The organism is Trinickia sp. Z7 (assembly GCF_056498045.1).
In genome coordinates this window covers 173,821-195,754 of the sequence record NZ_JAUEQW010000006.1, presented here as the reverse complement: position 1 = coordinate 195,754, position 21,934 = coordinate 173,821, and the positions used below count along the sequence as shown (strand labels likewise).

Annotated in this window: 17 protein-coding genes and 1 tRNA gene; 1 reads left to right on the top strand and 17 read right to left on the bottom strand. The window is 62.0% G+C overall.

Annotation, left to right across the window (positions count from 1 at the left end; translation table 11 throughout):
- Nucleotide 1: 1 nt before the first annotated feature.
- The 8 genes from QQS38_RS13290 to QQS38_RS13255 all read right to left on the bottom strand — a co-directional run bounded on the left by QQS38_RS13290 (nucleotide 2) and on the right by QQS38_RS13255 (nucleotide 12,541).
- Nucleotides 2-2,872: a DUF4118 domain-containing protein gene (locus QQS38_RS13290; protein ID WP_479645832.1), complete on the bottom strand. Its 2,871-nt coding sequence runs from the start codon at nucleotides 2,870-2,872 to the stop codon at nucleotides 2-4.
- 75 nt (nucleotides 2,873-2,947) lie between these two features.
- Complete coding sequence (kdpC, locus tag QQS38_RS13285) at nucleotides 2,948-3,529, bottom strand: potassium-transporting ATPase subunit KdpC (protein ID WP_479645831.1); 582 nt, start codon at nucleotides 3,527-3,529, stop codon at nucleotides 2,948-2,950.
- 118 nt (nucleotides 3,530-3,647) lie between these two features.
- Nucleotides 3,648-5,783, bottom strand: coding sequence for a potassium-transporting ATPase subunit KdpB (gene kdpB / locus QQS38_RS13280; protein ID WP_479645830.1), 2,136 nt, complete (start codon nucleotides 5,781-5,783; stop codon nucleotides 3,648-3,650).
- 13 nt (nucleotides 5,784-5,796) lie between these two features.
- Nucleotides 5,797-7,605 (bottom strand): potassium-transporting ATPase subunit KdpA, encoded by a 1,809-nt coding sequence (gene kdpA / locus QQS38_RS13275; RefSeq protein ID WP_479645829.1) that lies wholly within the window; start codon nucleotides 7,603-7,605, stop codon nucleotides 5,797-5,799.
- Nucleotides 7,602-7,685, bottom strand: a complete 84-nt coding sequence (locus tag QQS38_RS13270; protein ID WP_479645975.1) for a potassium-transporting ATPase subunit F — start codon at nucleotides 7,683-7,685, stop codon at nucleotides 7,602-7,604. The genes kdpA and QQS38_RS13270 overlap by 4 nt, the downstream gene beginning before the upstream one ends.
- Before the next feature lie 238 nt (nucleotides 7,686-7,923).
- Complete coding sequence (locus QQS38_RS13265; RefSeq protein WP_479645828.1) at nucleotides 7,924-8,190, bottom strand: SGNH/GDSL hydrolase family protein; 267 nt, start codon at nucleotides 8,188-8,190, stop codon at nucleotides 7,924-7,926.
- A 68-nt stretch (nucleotides 8,191-8,258) separates the two neighbouring features.
- Nucleotides 8,259-10,673 (bottom strand): two-partner secretion domain-containing protein, encoded by a 2,415-nt coding sequence (locus QQS38_RS13260; protein WP_479645827.1) that lies wholly within the window; start codon nucleotides 10,671-10,673, stop codon nucleotides 8,259-8,261.
- A 305-nt stretch (nucleotides 10,674-10,978) separates the two neighbouring features.
- Nucleotides 10,979-12,541 (bottom strand): hypothetical protein, encoded by a 1,563-nt coding sequence (locus tag QQS38_RS13255; protein ID WP_479645826.1) that lies wholly within the window; start codon nucleotides 12,539-12,541, stop codon nucleotides 10,979-10,981.
- Between the two features lie 591 nt (nucleotides 12,542-13,132).
- On the opposite strand from QQS38_RS13255, the gene QQS38_RS13250 reads away from it, so the two are divergent.
- Complete coding sequence (locus QQS38_RS13250) at nucleotides 13,133-13,558, top strand: hypothetical protein (RefSeq protein WP_479645825.1); 426 nt, start codon at nucleotides 13,133-13,135, stop codon at nucleotides 13,556-13,558.
- A gap of 58 nt (nucleotides 13,559-13,616) precedes the next feature.
- Here the strand turns inward: QQS38_RS13250 and QQS38_RS13245 are convergent.
- The 9 genes from QQS38_RS13245 to thrS form a co-directional block, all read right to left on the bottom strand.
- A tRNA-Pro gene (locus tag QQS38_RS13245) sits at nucleotides 13,617-13,693 on the bottom strand.
- Nucleotides 13,694-13,746: 53 nt separating this feature from the next.
- The gene (locus QQS38_RS13240) at nucleotides 13,747-14,169 is read right to left on the bottom strand and encodes a MerR family transcriptional regulator (protein WP_479645824.1); all 423 of its coding nucleotides are present in this window, start codon (nucleotides 14,167-14,169) and stop codon (nucleotides 13,747-13,749) included.
- 47 nt (nucleotides 14,170-14,216) lie between these two features.
- Nucleotides 14,217-14,633, bottom strand: coding sequence for an integration host factor subunit alpha (locus tag QQS38_RS13235; RefSeq protein WP_479645823.1), 417 nt, complete (start codon nucleotides 14,631-14,633; stop codon nucleotides 14,217-14,219).
- Nucleotides 14,634-14,688: 55 nt separating this feature from the next.
- Nucleotides 14,689-17,118 carry a phenylalanine--tRNA ligase subunit beta gene (gene pheT, locus QQS38_RS13230; protein WP_479645822.1) on the bottom strand — a complete coding sequence of 810 codons (2,430 nt, stop codon included), beginning with the start codon at nucleotides 17,116-17,118 and terminating at the stop codon, nucleotides 14,689-14,691.
- Between the two features lie 112 nt (nucleotides 17,119-17,230).
- Complete coding sequence (pheS, locus tag QQS38_RS13225; protein ID WP_479645974.1) at nucleotides 17,231-18,244, bottom strand: phenylalanine--tRNA ligase subunit alpha; 1,014 nt, start codon at nucleotides 18,242-18,244, stop codon at nucleotides 17,231-17,233.
- A 135-nt stretch (nucleotides 18,245-18,379) separates the two neighbouring features.
- Nucleotides 18,380-18,739: a 50S ribosomal protein L20 gene (gene rplT / locus QQS38_RS13220; RefSeq protein WP_004192938.1), complete on the bottom strand. Its 360-nt coding sequence runs from the start codon at nucleotides 18,737-18,739 to the stop codon at nucleotides 18,380-18,382.
- A gap of 29 nt (nucleotides 18,740-18,768) precedes the next feature.
- Nucleotides 18,769-18,966, bottom strand: a complete 198-nt coding sequence (gene rpmI, locus QQS38_RS13215; RefSeq protein ID WP_115534628.1) for a 50S ribosomal protein L35 — start codon at nucleotides 18,964-18,966, stop codon at nucleotides 18,769-18,771.
- Between the two features lie 233 nt (nucleotides 18,967-19,199).
- Nucleotides 19,200-19,721, bottom strand: a complete 522-nt coding sequence (gene infC / locus QQS38_RS13210) for a translation initiation factor IF-3 (protein WP_479645973.1) — start codon at nucleotides 19,719-19,721, stop codon at nucleotides 19,200-19,202.
- 49 nt (nucleotides 19,722-19,770) lie between these two features.
- Entirely contained in the window at nucleotides 19,771-21,678 is a 1,908-nt protein-coding gene (gene thrS, locus QQS38_RS13205) for a threonine--tRNA ligase (protein WP_479645821.1), read from the bottom strand.
- Nucleotides 21,679-21,934: the final 256 nt, after the last annotated feature.

Genomic DNA, 21,934 nt, shown 5'->3' with positions numbered 1-21,934 from the left:
CCTAAGCTCCGTTCGCGGACGCGGGCGGCATCGACTGCGGCGGTTGCGGCGTTTGCTGCCCGGAGGCGGGCCCAGCCGCAGCCGGCGGCAGGTCGTCCGCCTCATTCCCAGACTCGTCGTCCTCCAGCGCATCGGGCTCGATCGCGGGCGTCTCGTTGGCCGGAAATGTACACCAGAACGTCGCACCCGCCACCGCGCCGCCAGGATCGAACCGATTGAACGCCCCGATCTCGCCTTCGTGCGCTTCGACGATCGCACGGCAAATCGCCAAGCCCAGACCGATGCCGGGCTTGGCCGATTCTTTTTCGCCGCGCGTAAACTTCTCGAACAAGCGCGATTCGATCCCTGCAGGCAACCCTGGGCCGCTATCGTGCACCTGAACCTTCACGAAGCGCCCCTGCGCCGTCGTGATCGTCTGTGCGGCGATCGCGATGGGCGAGCCCGCAGGCGTGTACTTCGTTGCGTTTTCGAGCAGGTTCACGAAGAGCCGTTCGACGAGCACGGCATCGAGTCGCACGAGCGGCAAATCATGCGGCACGCGGGTTTCGATCGGGCGGCCGGACAGAGTCCGACGGCACGCCGACAATGCCGAGCCGACCACCTCCTCGATCGACGACCATTGGCGGTTCAGCCGCATGCCGCCCCCTTGCAGCCGCGCCATGTCGAGCAAGTTCGTGACCACACCGGTCATGCGCAACGCCTCGTCGTGAATCGCTTCGGCTAGCTCCCGCGCTTGCGCGGCGTTGGCTGCTTCGCCGCTGGGCCTGTCCGCGAGCATCGATGCGAAACCGACGATCGACGTCAGCGGCGTGCGCAAGTCGTGCGAAATCGCGGACAGCAAAGAATTGCGCAGACGCTCCGACTCCATGTTGACGAGTGCATCCTGGGCGATTTCGACGTAATGCACGCGTTCGAGCGCGAGCGCGATCTGCGCCGCGAACGTATCGATCATGCGGCGCTGCTCCGGGATGTCGAGCTCCTCCATGTGCGGCGACAAAATCGCGATCACGCCGCGCGTGCGCATCGGCGCCTTCAGCGGCAGATACAGCGCGGCGGCAGCGGGCAGCGTATCGGTGCCGTGCCCTGCGTTCTTTTGCTGGTCGTACACCCACTGCGCGATATCGAGATCGACGGCCGACGCATCGAGCGTGACCGCTTCGTCGGGGTGCTCGACCTTCTGCTTCACCTTCTCCGTGCTATCGGGCAATAGAATCGCCACGCGCGCTTGCAGCATCTCCGCGACGTGACGCGTGCCGACCTCGATGATCTGCGCCGTGGTCAACGCGGCGCCAAGCTCGCGCGCCGTCTCGAACATCGCGCCCGTTCGGCGCTCGCGCAACGTCGCGATACGTGCTTGCCGGCGCAGGCTCGCCGTCAGGTTGCTGATCGTCAGCGAAGTGACGAGCATGACCGCGAACGTCAGCAGGTATTGCGTATCGGAAACGGTAAACGACATGCGCGGCGGCACGAAGAAGAAATCGAACGCACCCACGCCCAGGAACGAGAACATCAGGCCGGGCCCGCGCCCGAGCTTCGCGGCGACGAAGATCGTGCCGAGCAAGTACAACATGACGAGGTTCGTCAGCGAGATTCGATCGACGAAAAAACTCGCGACGAACGTGATCGCCGCGCAGATCCCGAATGCATAGGAGTAAGAAGTAACCGACGAATGCTTGCCGTCCGCGCCGGTCCAGGCGAAGCGCGCCACGGCCTCGCCCCGCTCGGCGCTCTCGCGCATCGCGCCCGAATTGACGAGCGTGACATCCAAGTCGTGCGCCGCGCGAATCAAGCTCTCGCCGGTCGAACGCCGCAGCCATCCGCGCCATCGAGAAGTCGGGACGGCCCCTATCACGAGCTTCGACACGTTGCGCATGCGTGCATAAGCAATGAGCGTGGGCGTCGCTTCTTGGCCTTGCAGCGTCACCGTTTCGGCGCCCAGTTCGGACGCGAGCTTCAATGCATCGAGCGTGCGCTTGCGAAGCGTATCGGGTAGCCGCTGCAGCTTCGGCGTCTCGACATACACGGCAAGCCAGTCGGCTTTGAGGCTCGCGGCAAGACGCGCCCCCGCACGCACGAGCGTGGTGGACTCGGGGCCGGCGCCGACGCAAACGATGATGCGCTCGCGCGCCTGCCAAATACGCTCGATCGATTGATCGGCGCGATACTCGCGCATTTGCGCGTCGACGCGATCGGCCGTGCGGCGCAACGCCAGTTCGCGCAGGGCGATGAGATTGCCTTTGCGGAAGAAGTTGCGCACAGCGTTTTCGGCCTGATGCGGCAGATAGACCTTGCCCTCGCGCAGGCGATCGAGCAACTCTTCCGCCGGCAAATCGACCAGCGTGACCTCGTCGGCCAGATCGAACACGCGATCGGGAACGGTCTCCCGCACGCGAATACCCGTGATTTGCCCGACGACATCGTTCAGCGTTTCCAAGTGCTGAACGTTGACGGTCGTATAGACGTCGATGCCCGCATCGAGCAGCTCGTGCACGTCTTGCCAGCGCTTCAGATGACGCGAGCCCGGGACGTTCGAATGCGCCAACTCATCGACGAGAATCAACTCGGGCTTGCGCGCAAGCGCCGCATCGACGTCGAATTCGTCCAGCTTGCGGTCGCGATACGCGATCGTGGCCGGCGCGATCGTTTCCAGCCCTCCGAGCAGGGCCAGCGTTTCCTTGCGGCCATGCGTCTCGACGATACCCACGACGACGTCGACGCCGTCCTCGCGCCTGCGCCGCGCCGCTTGCAGCATGGCGAACGTCTTGCCCACGCCGGCCGACGCGCCGAAGAACACCTTCAGCCGGCCCCGCCGGCGTTTCTTCTCATCGCGCGCGATCTTATCGAGCAGTGCGTCGGGATCGGGTCTTTCCATCACTTCTGTTCACCATGACCGAAACGGTTGCACCGCGATCGGCGAGCCGCTCGCTCGCACAGGCTCATCGTCGGTTCAGCGCAGCGGCTTCAATTGATCGAGCGCGAGGTTCAACTCGAGCACATTCACCCGCGCCTCGCCCAGCACACCCCATTGGCGCCCCGACGTATTGCGCGCGATCAGCGCATCGACCTGCTCACGCGCGAGCGCTCTCGCCTTCGCGACACGCGCAGCCTGATAGGCGGCCGCTGCCGGCGAGATCTCCGGATCGAGCCCGCTGCCGGACGAGGTGACGAGATCGACCGGCACGGGCGCCGTATTCGCCGGATCGGCGGCATGCAGTGCATTTAATCGCCCCTTCACTTCGTCCGCAAGGGCCGGATTGGTCGGCCCGAGGTTGGAGCCGCCAGAATTCTGCGCATTGTACGGATTCGGCGTCGTGGCAGACAGACGACCCCAAAAGTACCCGGGGGCATCGAACTGCTGTCCGATCAGCTCGGAGCCGACCGGCTCCCCGCCCCTGACGATCAGACTGCCGTTGGCTTGATGCGGAAAGACGGCTTGGCCGAGCGCCGTGACGAGAACGGGATAGGCAATGCCCGTGACCACCGTCAATGCAACGAACAACACCAAGGTGGGTCTCAGTAGATTTTTCATCATCGTTCGATACCAACAAGTCGTGTTACTAGGCACACCGGACGCCGGGGCGGCGTCGCGACGCGAATCGATCGGTGCGCGCACTCAGTGCCGTGCATGCGGCGCCGCGTGCGGGCCGTCACGCCCAGCCCCCCGCCGCGATGAGCATGTCGATGAGCTTGATGAATGGGAACGGCAGCAAAATGCCGCCTAGCCCATAGATCAGCAGATTGCGGCGCAACAGCGACGCCGCGCCGAGCGGACGGTACGGCACGCCTTTCAACGCCAGCGGGATCAAGAAGACGATGATGAGCGCGTTGAAGATCACCGCCGACAAAATCGCCGATGCGGGCGAGGCCAAATGCATGACATCGAGCACGCGCAGTTGCGGGTAAGTCGTCGCGAACGCCGCCGGGATGATCGCGAAGTACTTCGCCACATCGTTGGCGATCGAAAATGTGGTCAGCGCTCCGCGCGTCATCAGCATTTGCTTGCCGATCTCGACGATCTCGATGAGCTTGGTCGGGTTCGAATCGAGGTCGACCATGTTGCCGGCTTCTTTGGCCGCCTGCGTGCCCGTGTTCATCGCGACCGCGACATCGGCTTGCGCAAGCGCGGGCGCATCGTTGGTGCCGTCGCCCGTCATGGCGACGAGACGTCCCTCGGCTTGGTGCGCGCGGATCATCTTCAGCTTCGCTTCGGGCGTCGCCTCGGCGAGAAAATCGTCGACGCCCGCTTCCGCGGCAATCGCGGCCGCGGTCAAGCGGTTATCGCCCGTGATCATCACGGTCTTGATGCCCATCCTGCGCAACTGCGCGAAACGTTCTTTGATGCCTCCCTTGACGATGTCCTTGAGCTCGATCACGCCCAGCACGCGCGCTGGGGCGCCATCGCCCGCTTTTTCGGCGACGACGAGCGGCGTGCTGCCGCGGCGCGCGACGTCATCGACGGCCTGTTGAACCTCTTGCGGATAGCGGCCGCCGTTTTCTTCGACGTACTTCTTCACGGCATCCGCCGCTCCCTTGCGAATCTGGCGATTCGGCACGTCGACCCCGCTCATCCGTGTTTGCGCGGTGAAGCCGAGGAACGTAGCGCGCAACGCGCCCATGTCGCGTTCGCGAATATTGAAGCGCTGCTTGGCCAACACGACGATGCTGCGGCCTTCGGGCGTTTCGTCTGCGAGCGACGACAACTGCGCCGCGTCCGCCAGCGCCTCCTCCGTCACATTCGGCGCAGGGAGGAAAGACGCCGCTTGCCGGTTGCCCAGCGTAATCGTGCCGGTTTTGTCGAGCAGCAACACATCGATATCGCCGGCCGCTTCGACGGCGCGGCCCGAGGTCGCGATCACGTTCGCTTGCATCATTCGGCTCATGCCTGCCACGCCGATGGCCGACAGCAGTCCGCCGATCGTCGTCGGAATCAAGCAAACGAGCAAGGCGACGAGCGCCGTGATCGTCACCGCGTGGCCCGCCTTCGCAGCCGCCACCGAGAAGATGGAGAACGGTAGCAACGTGGCCGTCGCAAAGAGCAGCACCAAGGTCAACGCCACGAGCAAGATCGTCAGCGCGATCTCGTTCGGCGTCTTTTGCCGCTTGGCCCCTTCGACCATCGCGATCATGCGATCCAGGAACGCCTCGCCGGGGTTCACGCTCACGCGCACGACGATCCAGTCCGACAACACGCGCGTGCCGCCCGTCACCGATGAGAAATCGCCGCCCGACTCGCGGATCACGGGCGCCGATTCGCCTGTAATCGCCGATTCGTCCACCGAGGCGACGCCGTCGATCACTTCGCCGTCGGCGGGAATCGTGTCGCCCGCTTCGATCAAGACCACGTCGCCCTTGCGCAGATCGGTGGACGTCACGACGAGGATCGGCGATTTCGGGTGCGGCTCGTTGAGCTTCTTCGCCATGACTTGGTGCTTGGCGCTACGAAGCGATGCCGCTTGCGCTTTGGAGCGCCCTTCCGCGACGGCCTCGGCGAAGTTCGCGAACAACACCGTGAACCAGAGCCCGAGCGCGACGGCCAGGATGAAACCCGAGGGTGCCTCGGCTTGACCCGCAAGCGCAGCGAGCCACAGCACCGTAGCCAGGATGCAGCCCACATAGACGCAAAACATGACCGGGTTGCGTAGCTGAGTGCGCGGCCCCAGCTTCTTGAAAGAATCGACGATCGCCGGCCTCAAGAGCGCCGAGTCGAACATCGACCGCACCGCGGTTCGAGTCTGTCCGACGTTTTCCGAACGATGGATAGGCGGTTCAGTGACAGTAGTCATGCTTTCCTCGAAATCAACGACCCGAGATCATCGTGAGATGCTCGACGATGGGACCCAGCGCCAAGGCCGGCACATAGGTGAGCGCCCCGACGAGGACGAGTGTGCCGAGCAGCAGCACCACGAATAGCGGACCGTGCGTCGGCAGCGTGCCGGAAGTCGCGGCAATGCGCTTCTTGTTCGCGAGCGAACCGGCGATGGCGAGCACCGGCACGATCGTCGCGAAGCGCCCGAACCACATCGCCACCGCGAGCAGCACGTTGTAGAACGGCGTGTTCACCGAGAGCCCGGCGAATGCGCTGCCGTTGTTGTTGGCGGCCGAGCTGAAGGCATAGAGAATCTCGGAGAAGCCGTGCGGCCCGGGATTGGAAATGCCGGCGGTTCCAAGCGGCGAAAGCACGCCGATCGACGCTCCGGCGAGCACGAGAAACGGCGTCGACAAGATCGCGATCGACACCATCTTCATTTCATAGGCTTCGATCTTCTTGCCGACGTACTCGGGCGTGCGGCCGATCATCAATCCGGCGACGAACACGGCTAGCAGCGCGAACACCAACATCCCGTACAGGCCGGAGCCGACGCCGCCGAAAATCACTTCGCCGAGTTGAATCAACATCAACGGGACGAACCCGCCCATCGGCGTCAGCGAATCGTGCATGGCGTCGACTGCGCCGCACGATGCGGCCGTCGTCGCGACCGTGAAGATGCCCGTGCCTGCGATGCCGAAACGCACTTCCTTGCCTTCCATGTTTCCGCCCGGTTGCGAAGCGGACTGGCTTTGGTCGACGTGAAGCGAGGCGAAGAGCGGATTGCCCGCCTGCTCCGCGCGGATTTCTCCCCAACATGCCACGGCGAACGCGATCGTCATGGCGGCAAGGACCGCGTAACCTTGCCGGCGGTCGCCGACCATCGTGCCGAACACGACGCACAAGCCCGCGGGGATGATCAGGATCGACAGTATCTGCAAGAAGTTCGACAGCGGCGTCGGATTCTCATAGGGATGCGCCGAGTTCGCGTTGAAGAAGCCTCCGCCGTTCGTGCCGACCATCTTGATCGCTTCTTGCGAGGCGACCGGCCCCATCGCGATCGTCTGCTTATCGACCTTCACCTCCTGCATGACAGGATTGCCCTTGGCGTCTTTGACGGGATTGCCTTGCGCATCGTTTTGCGGCATTCGATATGCGGTGACCTGCAGCGTCGGCACTTCTTGATACGACTTGAAGTTCTGAATCACGCCCTGGCTAATGAGGACGAGCGCCACGATGGTCGCGATCGGGACGAGGACATAGAGCGTGGTGCGTGTGAGGTCGACCCAGAAATTGCCGATCGTCTGTGCCGTATGACGTGCGAAGCCCCGAATCAGCGCCACCACGACGGCGATACCCGTCGCCGCCGACAGGAAGTTCTGCACGGTCAAGCCCGCCATTTGCGTCAAATAGCTGACGGTAGCCTCGGGCGTGTAGTTTTGCCAATTCGTGTTCGTGACGAAGCTAACGGCTGTATTGAACGCCGCGTCAGGCGCCATCGGGCCGAACGCTTGCGGGTTTGCGGGCAGCCATTGTTGCAAGCGCAGGAAGCCGTACAGGACGAGCGCGCCGAGCGCATTGAACACCAGCACCGCCAGTGCATAGTGCTGCCACGACATTTCGGCGCTTTCGTCGACGCCGGCGATGTTGTACAGCAGCCGCTCGATCGGCTTGCCGATTTTGCGCACGACGACGGACGAGCCGTCGAACACAGCGGCCATGTAGCGACCTGCCGGCATCGCGAGCGCGATCAATACGACGATGAAAAGCGCCGGTTGTAGGAAGGCGTTCGGGCTCATTCGAGGTCCTCCGCGCGCAGCAGCGCATAGATGAGATACCCCAACAAAACCAGCGTCGAGGCGCCGGCGAGCCATATCATCCAAGCCGTGGTCACGACCGACCTCCCGGCTTGCGGTTGCGCAGCCGCTCGCAACCCGTGGTAAGCGCCATGCACAGCCCCAAGAAGATGGCGATGCCGACGAGATAAATGAAATCCATTTTTGTGTTCTCACCTAGCGGATCAGGACAGATGAGAGCGTAGGTGAGATCGAGTAAACGCCACGATAAGAGTGGCGCTCCAGCCGTAAAAAAAGCGTAAACGTGTGCCAGCCTCGCCGTCAGTCGGGCGATATATCGGACTGCCCGAACAGCACCCGCGGCGTCAGCACAGCGGCCATCTCCGCGTCGCCCGCATCGTTGGGATGCAGGTGATCCTCGCAATCGAAACGCAGCAGCGAACGCGAAGGGCGTTGCGGGTCGCGCAACACGGCATCGAAGTCCGCCACGGCATCGAATGCCCCGCTGCCGCGAATCCACGCGTTGACCTGCTGACGAACCTGCTCCTTGTCGCGGCTGTAATAGCCGCGAATGGGCGAGCCTTCCAACGCACCCTCGAACGGCGCGATCGGCCGATACGCCTAACGGCAAGCCGCGTTGAGTCCCTCACTGCCTATTACTGCCTATTGAGTTGCCATGCGAGCACCGGATGCGTGGCGCCAGCCGGCATCGCCCATACGCCACCCGGTCCGAAATTCCAGCCGACGAAACTAGCCGGGTTCGACATCTGGGCGGTCGTGAGTCCATTGGCGTCGAGCACGCCCGGTCCGCCGTTACTTTGTCCGCTCGTTTGCGCGTCCCAATAGACATCCGTCGCGACCGACCCGCCGCTTGCTCCGACGGTATTGCCGTTGGTGATACCCGCGAGCTGCGCGCCCTGATGTTGAATCGGCGATTCGCCCGCGACTCGACCGGTAGCGAACGATTGCGTGATCGTGCCGTTGTTGTAGGCGGCAAGCCCTGCGGCGACGATCGCATAAGGATCGCCCGCCGCGTTGCCGGTCGCATACGACTGCGCGATCGTGCCGTCGTTCACGGCGACGAGACCGCCACCACTAACCGCCGGTGTCACACCGAACGCGACGCCGCCGACGTCGCCGGTGGCGAAGGACTGGACGATGGCCCCGCTATTGTGACCGACCAGGCCGCCGTTGATCCCGTCGCTCGATACGCCCGCATCGGCGCCGGAGCGCATGATCGTGCCTTCGTTCGAGCCGACTAGGCCGCCGCCCGTGGCGGCATAGCCCGCGACACTGCCCTGCACGGAGACGTTGGCCACGACGCCTTGATTGTCCCTCGCCAACAGGCCGACGGCGCTTGCCTGGCCATAGTCGTTATAGCCCGGCAATGCATACGAATTCGTCATCTTGAAGTTGCGGACGAACCCGCTCGCGCCGATTTGATCGAAAAAGCCCACGCTCACCCATGCCGCATCGAGCGTGTGACCCATGCCGTCGAATTGACCCGTGAACGTATGCGTCGTCCCATACGTGTCGTTCCCGATACCGACCAACGTCGACGACGGCATGCCGTGGTAATCCGATTCGAGGTCTCTACCCAATGCGTAATTGCCGCCGTAGTCGGCATTCGGGCTTTGCAGCAGCTTCAGATCGTCGAGTGAATTGATCGTCTGATAGCCCGTGATCTGCGTCGGCAGGCCACTGAACCGGGGCGACGTCCATGCTGGATTGCCGAGCAACGTTCCGGGACGATAGCTGCCCTGCATGTCGTAAAGCAGACTGACGATGCCCCCGCTCTTCGACCAATCGAGCGTGCCGTTGTTGATCACGCTGACGCCGTTGTCGATCGCCGTTGCATCGGCGCGCAAAGTCGAACTTCCGCCCCCCGCATTTCGAATCGTCGCGCCCTTGCCGACGGTCACCGAACGATAAGCGGCGAGCGTCAGCGAGGCATCTCCGCGCCAATCGATGTCTCCCGCCACCTCGATGTCTCCATCTCGCCCCGACGCTCCCGTCGTTTGTACGTTCAAGGACGTGCCGGCGCTCATGCTGCGCGAAAAGTATCGAGCAGCCGCGGCATCGATCGCGATACGCGGCGTCGTCACGTTCCAAACGCCGGCGAGCACCGCGGGCATGGCGCCAACGAATGCAAAGCCAGCCGCACTCGTGTCGACCGTGCCCCCTTTGCCCTCGGCGTTGTGCGCTTCTATCGGCTGGGCGAACGTAATGCCGCCCGTATCCGCGACCAGCCAAACGTGGCCGTCGCGCGAGGCCGTGCCCGTCGCTCGGATCGCGGCATGATTGCCCGAGAGCGCATAGATATTGCCGTCGGCGGCTTGCAAGCTCACTTGCGCCGCATCGATCGCCCCGCGATTGACGATCGTGCCGTGACTGCCCGCTTTCACGAAGACCTGCTGCCCCGTCGATGCGTCTTGCAGCAGAACAGCTCGACCGGCGGCCAGTTCGACCGAACCCTGCCGCGCCTCTATGGTGCCGAAGTTGTCGACTTCATCGCTCGAAATGAGGAATACGTCGCCGCCGCTCGAACCGATCTTGCCCAAATTGACGACACGCCGTGTCGATGCGCCGTCGAACGTCAACGGTCCGCCGTTCATGAACGCCGCCGTATCGACATCGAGCGTGGACGCGACGAAGCGGCCGCCCGTCGACACGACGCCGCCCGCCCCGACCACCACGCCCTGCGGGTTGATCAAATAGAGGCTGCCGGTGGCCGAAAGCTTGCCGAGCAGGAACGACGTATCGCCGCCGGCCACGCGGTTCAACGTAGCGCCGCTGCCGTTGTCGAACACGACGCTATTGCCCGCGCCAATCGAGAAACTGCGCCAGTCGATGACGCCTTTGCTCGATGTTTGATGGATCGTCAGCGAACCGGCGTCGCCGCCGATCGTGCCGGTCCCGGCGACGAAGCGACCGCCGCCGGGCAGCGCGCCGGCGCCGAAGGCGCTCGACTGGTACATGACGAACACCGCCGCGGCGAGCGGCATCGCACGCATCGAGATCCGTTTTATGGATCCCGCCAACTGCAAACAAAGCTGCGTCATCGCTTTCATCGCGCCGCCCTTCGGTTACGACGACACGCCGCGTTGACGCTACGGGCCGCCGGCGGTGGCGTCGAAGTCGATTATGGAAATGAATATCTATTGAATGTCAGTTTCGAGCGAATGATCTCCGTTCTCGACCCGAAAATTATTGTTGATATTCGCATTTTCCGAAATCGTCAAATTCGGCCAAACGTTCGTCGCTTTCGACTCGCGATGCGCTGCTCGCAGCAAACAAAAAAAAGCCTGGGGCGTCGACGCTTTACGTCTTCGCACCAGGCCCTCCCATTTCTAGTGGCTCCCTGTCGTGGTACGGCTCAAATATCCGCGTTTTGATTGACGAACGTCTGGAAGGTGCCGTATGTCGGCTGAATCGGCGTCAAATCGTCGAGCACGATCCCATAGGTATAGTCTCCGCTCGTCAATTCGTAAAACATCACGGATTCGATCTGATCCGATTTACGTGCACCATAGAACTCCGTCAATTGTTTTTGAACATAGGCGGCGCGGTTCGTTTCGGTGAATTCTGGCGCCGCATTCCACTCGGTGATCATGAACGGCACACCATATCGGGCCTTGCAGTACACCGGCAGATTGAAACCGGGGCCGGCGCCGTCGGAGCCGACGGTGAAGATGTCGCCATACGGCGAATAGTTGTGCCACGTGGTGACGTCCCAACGCACGGCCGGGTGCCCCGTCGTGCCGTCGGGTTGCTTGCCGTCCCACAACATGTCAGCCGCCGCCACATCGGCCACGCAGAAATTGACGCCGCAACGGGCAGTCGGCTGCACCGATTTCACGCCGTCGATCATGCCTCGAATCACGCCGCGCATGATCGGCCAATTGGCGTTGTTGAAATCGGTCGGATTCGTCCCTGCCGTCGTCGAGTTCAAGATGATCGCCGGATCACGCGTCAGTTCATTGCCGCACTCGTACGTCGTCACGCCGTAGGGGGCCAACGCGGAGGCGATCGCTGCCGCGTTGGCGTGGACCGCGTCGTAAGCCGCCGTCTCACTCGTATAGAGCGTGCCGGTGGCATCGCGCAAACCGTAGTTGATCAGCGTCAACAGCTCGATCTTGGCGGTATTGAACGCCTTGGCCATTGCCACGAGCGGATTCAATTGCGTCGACTTGTTGACGCAGCCCAACCGATAGCTCGTGCAGCCAAGCGCCTGCAGGGCCGCGACTGTCTGAGTGGGCGTGAACGGATAGTCGTAATGGCCGTTGATACCGTAGAACCTCCCCGCGTTCGCCGCGTTCGCAACACGCGGATCGGCGCAAGCGAGCCATGCCCCCGTGAAGGAGCGCACGTAGAACTGTCCCCCGCTCGTCTTCAGATAGAACATAGCGCCATACCAGAGCAACAACGCGGCGCTCGGTGCGGCCCGATCCTGCACGCCGTTCTTGAAGACGCTACCGCCGGACATCGTCCAATAATTGTTCGCTTTGTCGAAGATGTAGGTGGCGGGCGGAATCGCCGTGCCATCGACGGAGGTGCCCCCAAGGCGGGGATCGAGGCACTGCGTCCACGAGGGTCCGACGTATCGATAGAAGGCTTTGCTCGTGTTCTCGCCGTAAATCGAGCCGTCGTACCACAGCAGCATCGTCATGTTGTATGCATGCGAATCCTTGACGGCGTTCTTATAGACATAGCCCTTGGAAAGCGTCCAGACGTTGCCCGAATTGTCGGTGATCGACGCGGCCGAGGGAACGGTCGTGCCGTTGGGCGACGCTGTTGCACCCGTTGCCGCGTTTGCGACCGCGCCCGCATTGCCGCCGGCGATATTGCCCAGCGCGTCGGTACCGCCACCGCCGCATGCGACGAGGACATAGCTGCTTGCGGCAGCGGTAAGGCACCCGATGAATTGACGTCGTTTCATGACTGAAGCTCGAAAAGAAGTGGGTCGGGGCTCGAGGCTTCGGGGCGCTTGGCCGCCTGACCTTCTGCACGCTTTGATATCGCTTAGTAGTCCTAACTAACTGGCGTTAGGCTGCAAGTCGCTACCCTGTTTCTTCGAGCTATCGGGGGGTCTCGTTCAACCGGCCTCGTTGCTGCAACCTTGCTGTTGCGTGGTCAGTGGCGCTACTTGTTGATGTGCAGTATTCCAAATACGGCTTCGCGGCGAAATCGGCGCAGTCGGAGATTGGCGTCGGCTTCGCAGACCGGCTCGTAGGATTCATCTGACAAAAAGAGACGAGGCGCGTTTGTAGGGCAGGCACGCACCGGCGCGCGAAAGGATTGGACGACGATGTCGTGGGGGCAACGAATGTTCGATCGGGCCATGGCCGGATCGGCCGCCGCAGCCGATCTGGAACCGAAACACGGCAAGCGTTACTTATGCATCGGACTCCATGCGTCGCATGGGTGGTCGTTCGGCCGTCGGCTCCTGTCACTCGAAGCCGCAGCGCAAACGACAGCGCCGCGCCATCGGCCTCTGGCCATCACCACTAGCAGGACAGGATGATGTTCAATGACTAGCGTAACGAGAGATGAATTCGAAGCACGCATCGAGGCCGTCGAGGCTCGGATGGACGCGCGCATCGCGGCGGCGATAGCGCGGTTGGATGCGTTCGAGGTGCGCGCCGAGGAAAGGGAGCAACGGTTGCTCGCTATGTTCGCCGAGCGCGATAAGCGGCTCGATGAGCGTGACAAACGACTCGACGAGCGCGACAAGCGATTGGAATTGCTCTATCAACAGGCAGCGGCTACCGCACAAAGCGCCTCGACGCTCGAAACGCATATGTGGCTGGCTACATCGACTGTCGTTCTGGCCGTGATGGGAACCGTCGTCGGCACGTACTACGCGACGCAATCGTCCCATCTCGGCATGGCGCAGGTGGTCATTTCCGCCTTTCAACAAGGCCAGCAAACGCAAGCGCCGTTCATAAGGCAGTAGGCTTCGCGCGAGCAATAAAAAACCCGCGTCAGCGTTAACTGACGCGGGTTTTTTAATCTGGTCGGGGCGAGAGGATTTGAACCTCCGACCACCTGCACCCCATGCAGGTACGCTACCAGGCTGCGCTACGCCCCGAAAGCATGAGAGTATAACAGACACTCTCACCGTTTAGAACCACTTGCGTAAAACTATCCGCGCAGTAGTTCGACAATGCCGATGAGCTCCTTGCGAAGCTGCACGACATCGACGTTCCCGCCGCCTTCCGCAGGCGATGCCACGATGCCGCCGCCCTGCTGGATCTGAGGCGCCTGCGGCGCCTCGGCCTCCTGATCGATCACCGCCCCGCGCGCATCGAGCTTGTTGCGCGCGCCGTTGATCGTAAAACCTTGTTCGTACAACAATTCACGAATGCGCCGTATCAATAGCACTTCGTGATGCTGATAGTAGCGACGGTTACCGCGACGCTTAACCGGGCGCAGTTGCGTAAACTCCTGTTCCCAGTACCTCAGCACATGCGGCTTTACGCCACACAACTCGCTGACCTCACCGATCGTGAAGTACCGCTTCGCCGGAATCGGAGGCAAGACGACTTTCTCGACCGTCGTTGTCATCGTCGGTTAACCGTCGTGGTGAAAGGCGCGCCGCAACGCGTTGAAACCTAGCGCGGCAAAGCAGCCTCGGCGCCGCTTTCGACCAGCGCTTTCAGCTTTTGACTTGCGTGAAACGTCACGACGCGTCGCGCCGCAATCGGAATCGCTTCGCCCGTCTTCGGATTGCGTCCCGGCCGCTGCGGCTTGTCGCGCAATTGAAAATTACCGAAGCCCGACAACTTCACACTATCGCCGCCTTCGAGCGCGTCGCGAATCACTTCGAAAAACGCCTCGACCATATCCTTGGCCTCGCGCTTGTTCAACCCCACATTGTCGAACAACAGCTCGGCCAATTCGGCTTTGGTCAGGGTCGGCGTTTCCGTGGAAGCGGACGAGCCGACAGGCAGTGTCGGTATTTCGCGAATCATGGCGCCACGCTGCGCCGCAAGTAGGGCTTCGAAATCACTCGAGTTCATTTCGTTCATGTCTAAAAACGGCGACTAGCCGCGCGCGGACACCCTTGCGAGCATCCTCGCGTTATCAGCGCAACCGCGCACCGTAGACTCGAGCCAAGCGATCCACTAGGGTTTTGACGGCCAAATCGACCGTCTCGTCCTGCAGCGTGCCGCCAGTATCTTGCAGGGTCACACGGAAGGCAAGGCTTTTCTCATGCGCCGCCATCCCACCGGAAGTGCTTGATTTTGCACGAAATTCATCGAAGAGCGCAACCCTTTGAACAAACTTGCAAGCGTCCTCGCTCAATGCCTCGTGCATCTCGTCGAGCAAGGCCTGCACTTCCACGGTTTGGTCGACAACCACCGCAATGTCGCGCCGCACGGGCGGATACTTCGAGACTTCCGCCGGCGCAGGCAATGCCCGCGCCATCAGCGCCTGCGCATCGATTTCGAAGAGAATCGGCGCATGCGGCAAATCGTATTGCTGCATCCAGCGCGGATGCAATTCGCCGATCCAGCCGACGCTTTGTCCATCGAGTTCGATGCGGGCGCTGCGGCCCGGATGCAGCGCCGGATGCGCAGCCGCAACGAAGCGCGCGACGCGCGGTGCGAACAAGGCCTCGACGTCGCCCTTCACGTCGAAGAAATCGACCGTGCGTGAGGCCAACCCCCACTGCTCCTCGGCGACGGGACCATAGGCGAGCGCACCGATGCGCTTGGGCTGCGCATAGCCCTCGACAGCCGTCTCGCTTGCCGCCACGGATGCATCGCGCAAGAACACCCGCCCTGCTTCGAAGACGCGCACGCGGTCGGCGCGGCGATTCAAGTTGTGGCGAAGGACGTCGATCAAGCTGCCGAAGAGCGTCGTGCGCATCACCGACATCTGGCTCGCGATCGGATTGACCACACGCACCGGCGCGTCGTTGCCGGCGAAGTCGCGTTCCCAGCTTGCGTCGACGAAGCTGAAGTTGACCGTCTCCGCGTAGTCTCGCGCCGCGAGCGCGTGGCGCAACGCGTGGATCGAGCGGCTCGTCTCGTTCGTCGCGCGCATCTCGTTCGCCGCCACCGGAGGACGCGCGGGAATCTTCTCGAAGCCGTAAATGCGCGCGACTTCCTCGATGAGATCTTCCTCGATCTCGATATCGAAGCGATACGAGGGCGGCGTGACGGCGAAGACCTCGCCGTCGAATTCATGTTCGAGGCCGAGGCGCGTGAAAATGCGCGCCATTTCATCGGCCTCGATCGCAATGCCGATGACGCGCTGGGCACGGGCGACGCGCATCGTCACGGGCGGCCGCTGCGGGAGATTGACGATTTGATCGTCCACCGGGCCCGCCTCGCCGCCACAGATATCGAGAATGAGGCGCGTGATGCGTTCGATATGCAACGCCGTCGTGTCGTAGTCGACGCCCCGCTCGAACCGATGCGCGGCATCGGTCGAGAAGTTGTATTTGCGTGCGCGGCCGCGAATGCTGTCGGGCCACCAGAAAGCCGCTTCGAGATAGACGTTCGTCGTATCGAGCGTGACCGCCGTGCTATCGCCGCCCATGATGCCGGCCAGGCTTTCGACTTGACGGTCGTCGGCTATGACGCCCACCGTATCGTCGAGCTCCACCGTGTTGCCGTTGAGCAGCATCAGGCGCTCGCCGCGACGCCCCCAGCGCACCTCGACGCCGCCGTGAATCTTGTCGAGATCGAACACATGGGACGGGCGGCCGAGTTCGAGCATGACGTAATTGGAGATATCGACAAGCGCCGAAATGCTCCGTTGCCCTGAGCGCTCGAGCCGCTCGACCATCCACTGCGGTGTCTTGGCGCGTGCGTTCACCCCGCGGATCACGCGGCCGGAGAAGCGCCCGCATAAATCGGGCGCCGCGATTTTCACGGGCAAGCGCTCGTCGAGCTTGACGTCGACGGGCTCGATCGCAAGTGGCCTGAGCGGCGCGCCGGTAATCGCGGCCGTCTCGCGCGCAACACCGAATACCGAAAGGCAATCGGCCTTGTTCGGCGTCAGCTTGATTTCGAAAATCTGATCGTCGAGGCGTAACGCCTCGCGGATGTCCTGACCGATCGGCGTGTCCTCCGCCAAGATCATGAGACCGCTGTGGTCTTCCGAAAGCTTGAGCTCCCGCGCCGAACACAGCATGCCTTCGCTTTGCACGCCGCGCAGCTTCGAGAGCTTGATGACGAACGGCGCACCGCCCTCTTCGGCCGGCGGCAATTGGGCGCCGACGAGCGCGACCGGCACCTTGATGCCGGGGGCGACGTTCGGCGCACCGCACACGATGTTGAGCACAGAGCCCGTTCCCGCATCGACCTGACAAACGTTGAGCTTGTCCGCGTCGGGATGCTTGACCACTTCGAGCACGCGACCGACGACGACCTTCGAGGTCGGCGGCGCGGCAGAACGCAGCGACTCGACTTCGAGGCCAGCCATCGTCAAGGCGTGCGACAGTTCCTCCGTCGTCAGTTGCGGATCGACAAACGTTCGGAGCCAGGATTCAGGGAATTGCATGTGTGTCTACGTTCGTAGGTGTGGGTCCATGCCCGTCCGGCAGCGCGCGATGAGCGTTCGCTGGGCCAGGCACCGCTTGCGGCTTTCGGCTTGCGCGAGATCTCGACGCGCGCTACGCGAATTGCCGCAAGAAGCGCAGATCGTTCTCGAAGAACAGCCGTAAATCCTGCACGCCATAGCGCAACATCGTCAGGCGTTCGAGGCCGCTGCCGAATGCAAAGCCGATGTACCGTTCGGGATCGAGGCCCATGTTGCGAATCACGTTCGGATGCACTTGGCCCGAGCCCGAAATCTCGAGCCATTTGCCCGCGTTCTTGCCCTCTTCGAACTTCATGTCGATTTCGGCCGAAGGCTCAGTGAACGGGAAATACGAGGGCCTAAAGCGCACGAGGATATCGTCGCGCTCGAAGAACTTCTTCAGGAAATCGGTGTAGACGCCCTTCAAATCGGCAAAGCTGATGTTCTCGTCGATCCACAGACCCTCGACTTGATTGAACATGGGCGAGTGCGTCGCGTCGCTATCGACGCGATAAGTGCGGCCGGGAACGATGACTTTGATGGGCGGCTTATTGCTGCGCGCGTAGCGCACTTGCATCGGGCTCGTATGCGTGCGCAACAACAACGGGCGGCCGCCCGCATCCTGACCGTCGACGTAGAACGTGTCTTGCATCGAACGCGCGGGATGGTTTTCGGGGCTATTGAGCGCCGTGAAGTTGTACCAATCGGTTTCGATCTCGGGACCGTCCGCCACGTCGAAACCGATCGAGCCGAAAATGCGTTCGACCCGCTCCCAGGTCTGCATCACGGGGTGCAAGCTACCGGCGCCGCGGCCGCGCCCGGGCAGCGTGACGTCGATGGCCTCGGCCGTGAGCCGCTGCTCCAGCAGGGCCTGCGCGAGCGCGTCGCGCCGCGCGGTGAGCGCAGCCTCGACTTGCTGCTTCGCGACGTTGATGCGTGCGCCCTCGGTCTTGCGCGCCTCGGGCTCGAGCTTGCCGAGCCCCTTGAGCAGTTCGGTCAACATGCCCGCCTTGCCGAGAAAGCGAGCCTTCTCGTTTTCGAGCGTTGCGCCGTCGGGCGCCCGGGAGAAAGCTTCTTGCGCGTCGGCGACAATCCGGTCCAGATCCATTGATCCCATCATTTCAGCGTCGGTGAAGATTACGAACCAGCAAAAAAAAGGGGCTCGGTGAAGAGCCCCGTTTTCCTATCGGGAACCCGGCTTACACCGGTGCTCCCGACGAACCACGCAGTACTAATCGGTCAATTAGGCTGCAACGGCGGCTTTCACCTGCTTCACGATCGCGGCAAAAGCGGCCTTGTCGAACACAGCCATATCGGCCAGCACCTTGCGGTCGAGTTCGATCGACGCCTTCTTCAGGCCGTTGATGAACACGCTGTACGTCATGTCGTGCTGACGGACCGCCGCGTTGATACGCGTGATCCACAGCGCACGGAATACGCGCTTCTTGTTGCGACGGTCGCGGTAGGCGTACTGGCCTGCGCGCATGACCGCTTGCTTCGCGATGCGGTAAACGTTGTTGCGACGGCCGCGGTAACCCTTGGCCAGGTTGATGATCTTCTTGTGGCGGGCACGTGCCGTAACCCCACGTTTGACTCGAGGCATGTTTCGCTCCTATGAGTAAAGGTTAAGGGTTAGGCGAAGGGCATCATGGCGCGCACGGAGTCCAGATTGGACTCGTGAACGGCCGTCGAACCACGCAGGTGACGCTTGTTCTTCGTGGTTTTCTTCGTGAGGATGTGGCGCTTGAAGGCTTGACCGCGCTTGACGGTACCGCCCGGACGCACCACGAAGCGCTTTGCAGCGCTCTTCTTGGTCTTCATCTTAGGCATGACGAACAACTCCGTTATTTGATGGCGATGGGTGTGCGGCCGGCCGAAAAGCCCCAGATCCGCCCTTTGAAACCCAGTCCACTTGTGTACGGCTAGCCGTTGCCGGCTGCCGCATTTTCGAGAAACGTGCCTGGCGCCGCCAGGCACGAACATCGAAATCCGCTTTTACATCTCTGACTGCTTCGCCGCATACGCCCGCCGGCCGCAACGCGGCCGAACGGCGCAGCCTCACGTTACTTCTTCTTTTTCGGCGCCAAGACCATGATCATCTGGCGGCCTTCCATTTTCGGCATCTGCTCGACTTGACCGACTTCTTCGAGGTCGGTGCGCAAGCGCTCGAGCATCCGCATGCCGATTTCCTGGTGCGCCATTTCGCGCCCACGAAAACGCAACGTGATCTTCGTCTTGTCGCCCTCATCGAGGAAGCGAATGAGGTTGCGCAGCTTGACGTTGTAATCGCCGTCATCGGTACCCGGGCGGAACTTCACTTCCTTGACCTGGATGACCTTCTGCTTGAGTTTCGCCTCGTGCTGCTTCTTCGCTTCCTGGTACTTGAACTTGCCGTAATCCATCAAACGGCAGACCGGCGGAACCGCTTGCGGGGCGATTTCCACCAGATCGACGTCCTGCTGTTCCGACATGCGGAAAGCATCAGCCAGTTTCACGATGCCGAGCGGTTCGTTGTCGACTCCGACTAGACGCACCTCGGGTGCAGAAATTTCACCGTTGATGCGATGCGACTTATCAGTAGCGATGTTGTGTTTCCTCTAAAAATTAAAAAAACGAGCCGCGCTGCCGCAGTGGCTACTTGAATGCCTGAATGTCTCGACGCAGGCGTTCAACGAAGGCATCGACAGGCATGACACCCAGATCGACGCCGCCACGGGCACGCACGGCTACCGTTTGTGCTTCACGCTCTTTGTCGCCCACCACGAGCAGGTACGGCACTTTTTCGAGCGTATGCTCGCGTATTTTATAGCTAATTTTCTCGTTGCGCAAATCAAGCTCAATTCTAAGCCCTTGTTTTTGCAACGATTGGGCCAGCGACCGCGCGTACTCGGCCTGGCTTTCGGCGATATTCATGACCACGGCCTGCGTGGGAGCCAGCCAGGACGGCATTGCACCAGCATGGTGCTCGATCAGGATGCCCAAAAAGCGTTCCATCGACCCCACGATCGCCCGGTGCAGCATGACCGGCCGGCGGCGGCTATTATCCTCGGCCACGAACTCGGCGCCGAGCCGCTCGGGCAGCACCATGTCGAGCTGCAGCGTGCCGCATTGCCAGGAACGGCCGAGCGCATCCTTGATGTGGTACTCGATCTTGGGGCCGTAGAACGCACCCTCCCCCGCGAGCTCTTCCCACTTCAAGCCGCAAGCCGTGAGCGCCTGACGCAACCCTTCCTCCGCACGGTCCCACACCTCGTCGGTGCCGGCGCGCTGGTCGGGACGCAGTGAGAGCTTGATGTCGATGTTCTCGAAACCGAAATCGCGGTACACGCTCATCGCGAGCGTGTTGAATTTGATCGATTCCTCGATGAACTGCTCTTCCGTGCAGAAGATATGTGCATCGTCTTGCACGAAACCGCGCACGCGCATGAGCCCGTGCAGTGCGCCCGAGGCTTCGTTGCGATGGCACGAGCCGAATTCGGCGTAGCGCAGGGGCAGGTCGCGGTACGAACGCAGGCCGTGCTTGAACACTTGCACGTGACCCGGACAGTTCATCGGCTTGATCGCATAGTCGCGCTTTTCCGATTCCGTCGTGAACATGTTCTCGCGATAGTTCTGCCAATGACCCGAGGCCTCCCACAGCGAGCGGTCCATGATCATCGGCGTCTTGATCTCGAGATAGCCGTCCTCGTTCACGCGGCGGCGCATGTACTGCTCGACCTGCTGCCACAACGACCAACCCTTCGGATGCCAGAACACCATGCCCGGCGATTCGTCCTGCAGATGGAACAAATCGAGCTGACGACCGAGCTTGCGGTGATCGCGCTTCTCGGCTTCCTCGAGCATGTGCAGGTACGCGTCCTGGTCTTCCTTCTTCGCCCAAGCCGTGCCGTAGATGCGCTGCAACTGCTCGTTCTTGGAATCCCCGCGCCAATACGCGCCCGCGACCTTCATGAGCTTGAAGACCTTGAGCTTGCCCGTGGACGGCACGTGCGGGCCGCGGCAGAGATCCGTGAAGCCGCCGTGCGAATAGAGCTTGATCTCGTCGCTCGCGGGAATCGACTCGATGATCTCGGCCTTGTACTTCTCGCCAATGCTCTTGAAGTACGCCACGGCTTCGTCGCGCGAGACGACGCGGCGCGAAACGGGCTCGTCCTGCTTCGCGAGCTCTTGCATCCGCTTTTCGATTCGCTCGAGATCTTCGGGCGTAAACGGCCGCTGATAGGCGAAATCGTAATAGAAGCCGTTGTCGATGACCGGCCCGATCGTGACTTGCGCCTCGGGGTAAAGATCTTTTACCGCATAGGCCAACAAGTGAGCGGCCGAATGACGAATGATGTCGAGGCCGTCCGCATCTTTTTCCGTCACGATCGCAAGCGATGCATCGCGCTCGATCAGCGTGGACGTATCGACGAGCTCGCCGTCGAGCTTGCCGCCCAGCGCGGCTTTCGCAAGCCCGGGACCGATCGAGGCCGCAACCTCGGCCACCGTCACCGGGTGATCGTACTGTCGAGACGAACCGTCGGGCAGGCGTATCGAAACCATTGCGTTCTCTCCGAGATGCCGAGTGCGGCACCAAAAACAATCGGTTGGCGGCAACAACCCAAACTACAGGTGCTTGCTCAGCGAAAGACGGATAAAAAAAATGCGGCCCCGCTTTCGAGGGGCCGCATTCACTTTCACTACTAGCAGACTAACAGGGCGAAAGAGGTCCTCGACTAGCGTCGTTCCGAAAAGGTTTCGGTCAACGTTCGCGGTGTCATAACCGTATTCGCCTTGTGCGCTAAGCGCATTTAACTGC

Coding starts and splice junctions, on each gene's coding strand:
- QQS38_RS13290 (WP_479645832.1), bottom strand. CDS start 2,872: ATGGAAAGACCCGATCCCGACGCACTGCTCGATAAGATCGCGCGCGAT.
- kdpC (WP_479645831.1), bottom strand. CDS start 3,529: ATGAAAAATCTACTGAGACCCACCTTGGTGTTGTTCGTTGCATTGACG.
- kdpB (WP_479645830.1), bottom strand. CDS start 5,783: ATGACTACTGTCACTGAACCGCCTATCCATCGTTCGGAAAACGTCGGA.
- kdpA (WP_479645829.1), bottom strand. CDS start 7,605: ATGAGCCCGAACGCCTTCCTACAACCGGCGCTTTTCATCGTCGTATTG.
- QQS38_RS13270 (WP_479645975.1), bottom strand. CDS start 7,685: ATGATATGGCTCGCCGGCGCCTCGACGCTGGTTTTGTTGGGGTATCTC.
- QQS38_RS13260 (WP_479645827.1), bottom strand. CDS start 10,673: ATGAAAGCGATGACGCAGCTTTGTTTGCAGTTGGCGGGATCCATAAAA.
- QQS38_RS13255 (WP_479645826.1), bottom strand. CDS start 12,541: ATGAAACGACGTCAATTCATCGGGTGCCTTACCGCTGCCGCAAGCAGC.
- QQS38_RS13250 (WP_479645825.1), top strand. CDS start 13,133: ATGACTAGCGTAACGAGAGATGAATTCGAAGCACGCATCGAGGCCGTC.
- QQS38_RS13240 (WP_479645824.1), bottom strand. CDS start 14,169: ATGACAACGACGGTCGAGAAAGTCGTCTTGCCTCCGATTCCGGCGAAG.
- QQS38_RS13235 (WP_479645823.1), bottom strand. CDS start 14,633: ATGAACGAAATGAACTCGAGTGATTTCGAAGCCCTACTTGCGGCGCAG.
- pheT (WP_479645822.1), bottom strand. CDS start 17,118: ATGCAATTCCCTGAATCCTGGCTCCGAACGTTTGTCGATCCGCAACTG.
- pheS (WP_479645974.1), bottom strand. CDS start 18,244: ATGGATCTGGACCGGATTGTCGCCGACGCGCAAGAAGCTTTCTCCCGG.
- rplT (WP_004192938.1), bottom strand. CDS start 18,739: ATGCCTCGAGTCAAACGTGGGGTTACGGCACGTGCCCGCCACAAGAAG.
- rpmI (WP_115534628.1), bottom strand. CDS start 18,966: ATGCCTAAGATGAAGACCAAGAAGAGCGCTGCAAAGCGCTTCGTGGTG.
- thrS (WP_479645821.1), bottom strand. CDS start 21,678: ATGGTTTCGATACGCCTGCCCGACGGTTCGTCTCGACAGTACGATCAC.